At 70.5% G+C, this 6,183-nt stretch carries 4 protein-coding genes and 1 pseudogene; 2 read left to right on the top strand and 3 right to left on the bottom strand.

Features of this window, described 5'->3' with window-relative positions; genetic code table 11:
• Nucleotides 1-118: 118 nt before the first annotated feature.
• Both B8W67_RS16385 and B8W67_RS16380 read right to left on the bottom strand, forming a co-directional pair.
• A complete protein-coding gene (locus B8W67_RS16385) occupies nt 119-1,525 on the bottom strand; it encodes a cystathionine beta-synthase (RefSeq protein ID WP_085305032.1) in 1,407 nt (468 codons plus the stop codon).
• 34 nt (nt 1,526-1,559) lie between these two features.
• Nucleotides 1,560-2,624, bottom strand: coding sequence for an alpha/beta hydrolase (locus B8W67_RS16380; RefSeq protein WP_069392481.1), 1,065 nt, complete (start codon nt 2,622-2,624; stop codon nt 1,560-1,562).
• Between the two features lie 206 nt (nt 2,625-2,830).
• On the opposite strand from B8W67_RS16380, the pseudogene B8W67_RS16375 reads away from it, so the two are divergent.
• Both B8W67_RS16375 and B8W67_RS16370 read left to right on the top strand, forming a co-directional pair.
• Nucleotides 2,831-3,697 (top strand): annotated as a pseudogene (locus B8W67_RS16375) (SGNH/GDSL hydrolase family protein); the annotation flags it as partial.
• A gap of 142 nt (nt 3,698-3,839) precedes the next feature.
• A complete protein-coding gene (locus tag B8W67_RS16370; protein ID WP_069392541.1) occupies nt 3,840-5,057 on the top strand; it encodes an acetyl-CoA C-acetyltransferase in 1,218 nt (405 codons plus the stop codon).
• Nucleotides 5,058-5,256: 199 nt separating this feature from the next.
• On the opposite strand, the gene B8W67_RS16365 is transcribed toward B8W67_RS16370, so the two are convergent.
• Entirely contained in the window at nt 5,257-6,126 is an 870-nt protein-coding gene (locus tag B8W67_RS16365) for a Bax inhibitor-1/YccA family protein (RefSeq protein ID WP_069392480.1), read from the bottom strand.
• Between the last annotated feature and the right edge of the window lie 57 nt (nt 6,127-6,183).

Raw genomic sequence — 6,183 nt, 5'->3', positions numbered from 1 at the left:
GGCGGGTAGTTCCCCGGGGGCGGGTAGTTGCCCGGGGGCGGCTGGTGGGTCATCGGCATCCTCTCGGTCGACTGATGCGCGGTGTCACGCTACCGCAGCAGGGCGCCGGGTCGACCGGCTATTTGCGCCGGGTTCCGTCGGAGAGGAACCCGAGCAGATCGTGGCGGGTGATGACGCCGGCGGGTTTGCCCTCCTCGACCACCATCACCGCGTCGGCGTCGCGCAGCGCGTCGGCGGCGGCGCTGACCAGTTCCCCGGCGCCGATCAGCGGCAGCGGCGGGCTCATGTGCTGGGCGACGGCGTCGGCCAGTTGGGCGCGGCCCTCGAACACCGCCGAGAGCAGTTCCCGCTCGGAGACGCTGCCGGCGACCTCACCGGCCACCACCGGCGGTTCGGCGCCGACGACCGGCATCTGCGACACCCCGTATTCGCGCAGGATGCCGATCGCGTCGCGCAGGGTCTCCGACGGGTGGGTGTGCACCAGGTCCGGCAGCACACCGGATTTGCCGCGCAACACATCACCCACGGTGGGCTGGCGCGTCGACCCGTCCAACCGGGTGCGCAGGAACCCGTAGGACGACATCCACGCGTCGTTGAAGATCTTCGACATGTAGCCGCGACCGCCGTCGGGCAGCAGCACCACCACCAGCGCGTCGGGGCCGGCCTCCACGGCGACCTGCACGGCGGCCACCACCGCCATCCCGCACGAGCCGCCCACCAGCAGCGCCTCCTCGCGGGCCAGCCGCCGGGTCATCTCGAAGGAGTCGGAGTCGGAGACGGCGATGATCTGATCGGGGATCGCCGGATCGTAGGCGGCCGGCCAGAAATCCTCCCCCACCCCTTCGACCAGGTAGGGCCGACCGGTGCCGCCGGAGTACACCGAGCCCTCCGGGTCCGCGCCGACGACCTGCACCGGCCCGCCCGGCCGGTCGGCGGAGACCTCTTTGAGGTAACGGCCGGTGCCGGTGATGGTGCCGCCGGTGCCGATGCCGGCGACGAAGTGGGTGACCTGCCCGTCGGTGTCGGCCCAGATCTCCGGGCCGGTGCTCTGATAGTGGCTGGCCGGCCCCTGCTGGTTGGAGTACTGGTCGGGTTTCCAGGCGCCGTCGATCTCGGCGACCAGCCGGTCGGAGACGCTGTAGTAGCTGTCCGGGTGATCCGGCGACACCGCGGTCGGACAGACCACCACCTCGGCGCCGTAGGCGCGCAGCACGTTCTGTTTGTCCTCGCTGACCTTGTCCGGGCAGACGAACACGCAGTGGTAGCCGCGCCGTTGGGCCACCAACGCCAGCCCCACCCCGGTGTTGCCCGACGTCGGCTCGATGATGGTGCCGCCGGGGCGCAACTCTCCGCTGGCCTCGGCCGCGTCGATCATGTTCACCGCGATGCGGTCCTTGGAACTCGCACCGGGGTTGAGGTACTCGATCTTGGCGACCACCCGGCCGGCGCCGGCCGGCACCACCGCGTTCAACTGGACCAGCGGGGTGTCGCCGATGAGTTCACTGATATGACCCGCGATGCGCATGAGCACATCGTCTCAGGTCGGCGCGGGCCGTGGGCTAGCCGGTGGCTTCCCGGATGTACTCGCCGATCTGCCGCAGCGACCGTTTCGCCTCCGGAACGAACGGGGCGGCGAGTTGAAAGTCGTGGATCTGGCCCGGCCACACCCGCAGCTCGACCGGCACGCCGACCGCGGCGAGTCGGCGGGCCGCCAGCCGGGCGTCGTGGAGCAGCACCTCCGAACCGGACACGTGGATCAGGGTGCGCGGCAGGTCGGCGGTGATGTGCTCGAGCGGCTCGTAGAGCTCTTCGCGGGTCCCGTCGGCGGGGTTCTTGGCGGCGGCCCGGGCCACCAGCGACAGCAGCGCGTCGAACGCCTTGGCGGGGAACATCGCGTCGGTCTTGATGTTGGGGTGGGCCTGCTTGGGCTCCTTGGCCAACTGCAGCAGCGGCGAGAGCGTCACCAGCGCCGCCGGGTTCTCCCCTTCGGCGGCGAGGCGCTGCGCCAGCGCCATCGTCAGGTAGCCGCCGGCCGAGTCGCCGGCGATGACGATCTGCTCCGGGTCGTAGCCGCGCAGCCGCAGCCACTGGTAGCCGTCGTAGCAGTCGTCGAGGGCCTGACCGATGGAGTGCTTCGGGATCAGGCGGTAGTTGACCACCAACGCGGGGGCGTCGGCGAACCGGGACACCGCGTTGACCACCCGGCTGTGCGAGTTGGCGCCGCAGGTCAAAAACGCCCCGCCGTGCAGGTAGAGCACCACCCGGCGGTTGCCGTCGGCGGGCAGCACCCCGGGGGCGCGCACCAGCTGCGCGCTGGCGTTGGGCAGCCCGACGGTGACCCGCACCGTGCCGGGGGTGGGCAGCAGCGCCCGGGACGCGAAGTCGATGAGTCCCCACGGCCACGGCAGGTGCGGCACGTTGCCCAACACCGCGAGGGTGGGGCGCACGGTCATCTTGGTCGCCGCCGCGACGACGCGGGCGGCCAGACTCGGCCCGCTCTCGGTGACCTCGACCGGCATACCATCACTGCTGGGGTACCCGCGCCGGGGGTAGCCGCGTCGCTGCGCATCACGTGCGGCGAACACACCGCGGGGCGAAACCGGCACTTCACTGATTGCAGTCACGTTCCAACACTCCCTACGCCGTTGTAGTCCGTGTCCCCCGGGACAGTCCCCCGCCGGTTTCGGGTTCGCCGCGTACCGACGTGGGTAACTTAGCTTGACACACTTACTAAAGCCAGCAAGCGGCGAGTCTGATTCGATACCACATTTGCTCTGGGTTGTGATCGCAGCTGGTTACCGATGTCGGCGCAGTTTCCTAGACTGTCGACGTGGACATACGCGCGCCACGGCGATCCACGATCGCTCTGGCCGCAGCGGGTGCGCTCGCCTCCACCGGCACGGCATTTCTCGGTGCGCGCAACCTGCTGACTGGTCAGGCCGATCAGGTTCGCCAGGTGATACCGAGGGCCCTGACCACCCCGCCGCGGGCCGACGGGGTCTATCGGCATGGCGGGCGGCCGGTGCAGCGCTACACCCGCACCGTTCCGGTCGACGTGCACGTGATGCTGTTCGGCGACTCCACCGCCACCGGCTACGGCTGCCGCGACGCCGAGCAGGTGCCCGGGGTGGTGTTGGCGCGCCGGCTGGCCGAGTGGACCTCCGCCAGCGTCCGGCTCTCCACCAAGGCGCTGGTCGGGGCGACCTCGAAGGGGCTGGGCGGCCAGGTCGACGCGATGTTCGTGGCCGGCCCGCCGCCGGACATCGCGGTGATCATGATCGGCGCCAACGACATCACCGCGGTCAACGGGATCGGGCCCTCGGCGCGCCGCCTCGGGCTGGCCGTGCAGCGGCTGTGCGACAGCGGGGCCGTCGTGGTGGTCGGCACCTGCCCGGATCTGGGGGTCATCACCGCGATCCCGCAGCCGCTGCGCTGGGTGGCCCGCACCCGCGCCCTGCAGCTGGCCCGCGCTCAGGCCGTCGCCGTGGAGGAGGCCGGCGGGGTGGCGGTCCCGCTGGCCGACCGGTTGGCCGCCACGTTTCTGCGCGCCCCGCAGATGCTCTCCGCCGACCGCTACCACCCGTCGGCGGCCGGGTACGCCCTGATCACCGCGGAGCTGTTCGGCGCCCTGCAGCAGGCGTTCACCGCACCGCTCACCGACCCGCTCACCGACGCGGGATCGGCGCCGGTGTCGGCGTGAGCCGCCCGCGGCGGCGTCTCCTCCGGTGAGCGCGCGGTGACCGGGGTGGTGCCCCGGTGGTGCCCCGCGGCGACGGCAGCGACTAGATTCGACCTGACCCGAATCACTACCCGTGCAACCCGTCGTGGAGGGAACCATCGTGCCGGAAGCCGTCATCGTCTCAGCCGCGCGTTCGCCGATCGGACGCGCCTCCAAGGGCTCGCTGGTCGACATGCGTCCCGACGACCTGGCGGCGCAGATGGTGCGCGCCGCACTCGACAAGGTCCCGGCGCTGGACCCGCGCGAGATCGACGACATGATGATGGGCTGCGCGCAGCCCGCCGGGGAGGCCGGCTACAACATCGCCCGTGCGGTCGCGGTGGAGCTCGGGTATGACTTCCTGCCGGGGACCACGGTCAACCGCTACTGCTCGTCGTCGCTGCAGACCACCCGGATGGCGTTCCACGCGATCAAAGCCGGCGAGGGCGACGTGTTCATCTCCGCCGGGGTGGAGACCGTGTCGAGGTTCGGTGTCGGCGCCGCCGACGGCGCCCCGAACAGCAAGAACCCCCTGTTCGACGAGGCGCAGGCCCGCACCGCCAAGCAGGCCGAAGGCGCCACCGAGTGGCACGACCCCCGCGACGACAACAACCTGCCGGACGTCTACATCGCGATGGGCCAGACCGCCGAGAACGTGGTGCTGCACACCGGGATCAGCCGTGAGGACCAGGACCGCTGGGGGGTGCGCAGCCAGAACCGCGCCGAGGAGGCCATCAACAGCGGCTTCTTCGCCCGGGAGATCACCCCGGTGACCCTGCCGGACGGCACCGTGGTCAGCGCCGACGACGGCCCGCGCGCCGGCACCACCTATGAGAAGATCTCCCAGCTCAAGCCGGTGTTCCGGCCCAACGGGACGATCACCGCCGGCAACGCCTGCCCACTCAACGACGGGGCGGCGGCGCTGGTGATCATGAGCGACACCAAGGCCAAGGCGCTGGGGCTGACCCCGCTGGCGCGGATCGTGTCCACCGGGGTCAGCGGACTGTCGCCGGAGATCATGGGGCTGGGCCCGATCGAGGCGGTCCGCAAGGCGCTGCGCATCGCGGGCATGTCGATCGCCGACATCGACCTGTACGAGATCAACGAGGCGTTCGCGGTGCAGGTGCTCGGGTCGGCCCGCGAGCTGGGCATGGACCTGGACAAGCTCAACGTCTCCGGCGGCGCGATCGCCCTGGGCCACCCGTTCGGGATGACCGGGGCGCGCATCACCACCACGCTGCTGAACAACCTGACCACCCGCGACAAGACGCTGGGCATCGAAACGATGTGCGTCGGTGGCGGTCAGGGCATGGCGATGGTGCTCGAGCGGCTGTCCTGAGCCGCCGGGGTTTGTGCACTGGCGGCGCCCGAAACGCGGTGGACGTCACCGCCAGTGCACAACCCTCCGCCGTGAGTGCACACACCTTCCGGCGAACGCCCGCCCCGCGAACACCCGCCCCGCGAACGACCACACACACGACAACGGGCCCGGCTCCCCACTGGGGGCCGGGCCCGTCGGTCGTTAAGAGACCGCGACGCTAGTCGCTTTGCAGGTAGCTCAGCAGGCGCAGGATCTCGATGTAGAGCCAGACCAGCGTGACCGTGAGCCCCAGGGCGATACCCCAGGCGGCCTTCGCCGGGGCGCCGGCGCGCACCATCTGGTCGGCGGCGTCGAAGTCGATGAGGAAGCTGAACGCCGCGATCCCGATGCAGACCAGCGAGAAGATGATCGCCAGCGGGCCGCCGCTGCGCAGGCCCAGGCCCTCGCCGCCGCCGACACCGAACATGCCCAACACCAGGTTGCCCAGCATCAGCACCAGCACGCCGAACATCCCGGCGATGATCATCCGGGTGAACTTCGGCGTGACCCGGATCGCGCCGGTCTTATAGACCACCAGCATCCCGAAGAACACCCCGAAGGTGCCCAACACCGCCTGCCCGATCAGGGTCCCCGCACTCACCCCTTGGACCTGGAAGGCCAACAGGAACGAGATCGCCCCGAGGAACAGCCCCTCCAACGCGGCGTAGCTCAACACGATCGCCGGGTTGTCCTGCTTGCGTCCGAACGTGGCGACCAGCACCAACGCCAGCCCGCCGAACGCACCGACCATGACGAACGGGCCGGCCAGCCCGATGTTGCCCTGCACCAGGAAGTAGGAGACCACCGCCACGGCGGTGAGCACCGCCAACGTCACCCCGGTCTTGGCGACGACGTCGTCGATCGTCAGTGGCCGCGCGACCTCGGCCTGCGGCGGGGTGTAGGGGGCCTGCTGGTAGCCGAGCTGCTGACCCATCTGGGCCTGTTGGGCCGCACCGGCTGTGGCCGCGCCATAGCCGGTGCCGAACTGCGCGTACCCGCCCTGCTGCTTGGGCAGCGAACGAAATACCGGGTTACTGGTCTCCCGCACCGTACGGATTCCTCTCCTAATGACGTCACTCACCGTGGTTCACGGGTGTGAACACCT

This window comes from Mycolicibacillus koreensis, from assembly GCF_002104795.1.
Lineage (GTDB): Bacteria > Actinomycetota > Actinomycetes > Mycobacteriales > Mycobacteriaceae > Mycobacterium > Mycobacterium koreense.
Note: the sequence above shows the minus strand (reverse complement) of the source record. Positions and strands in the feature narration are given on the sequence as shown.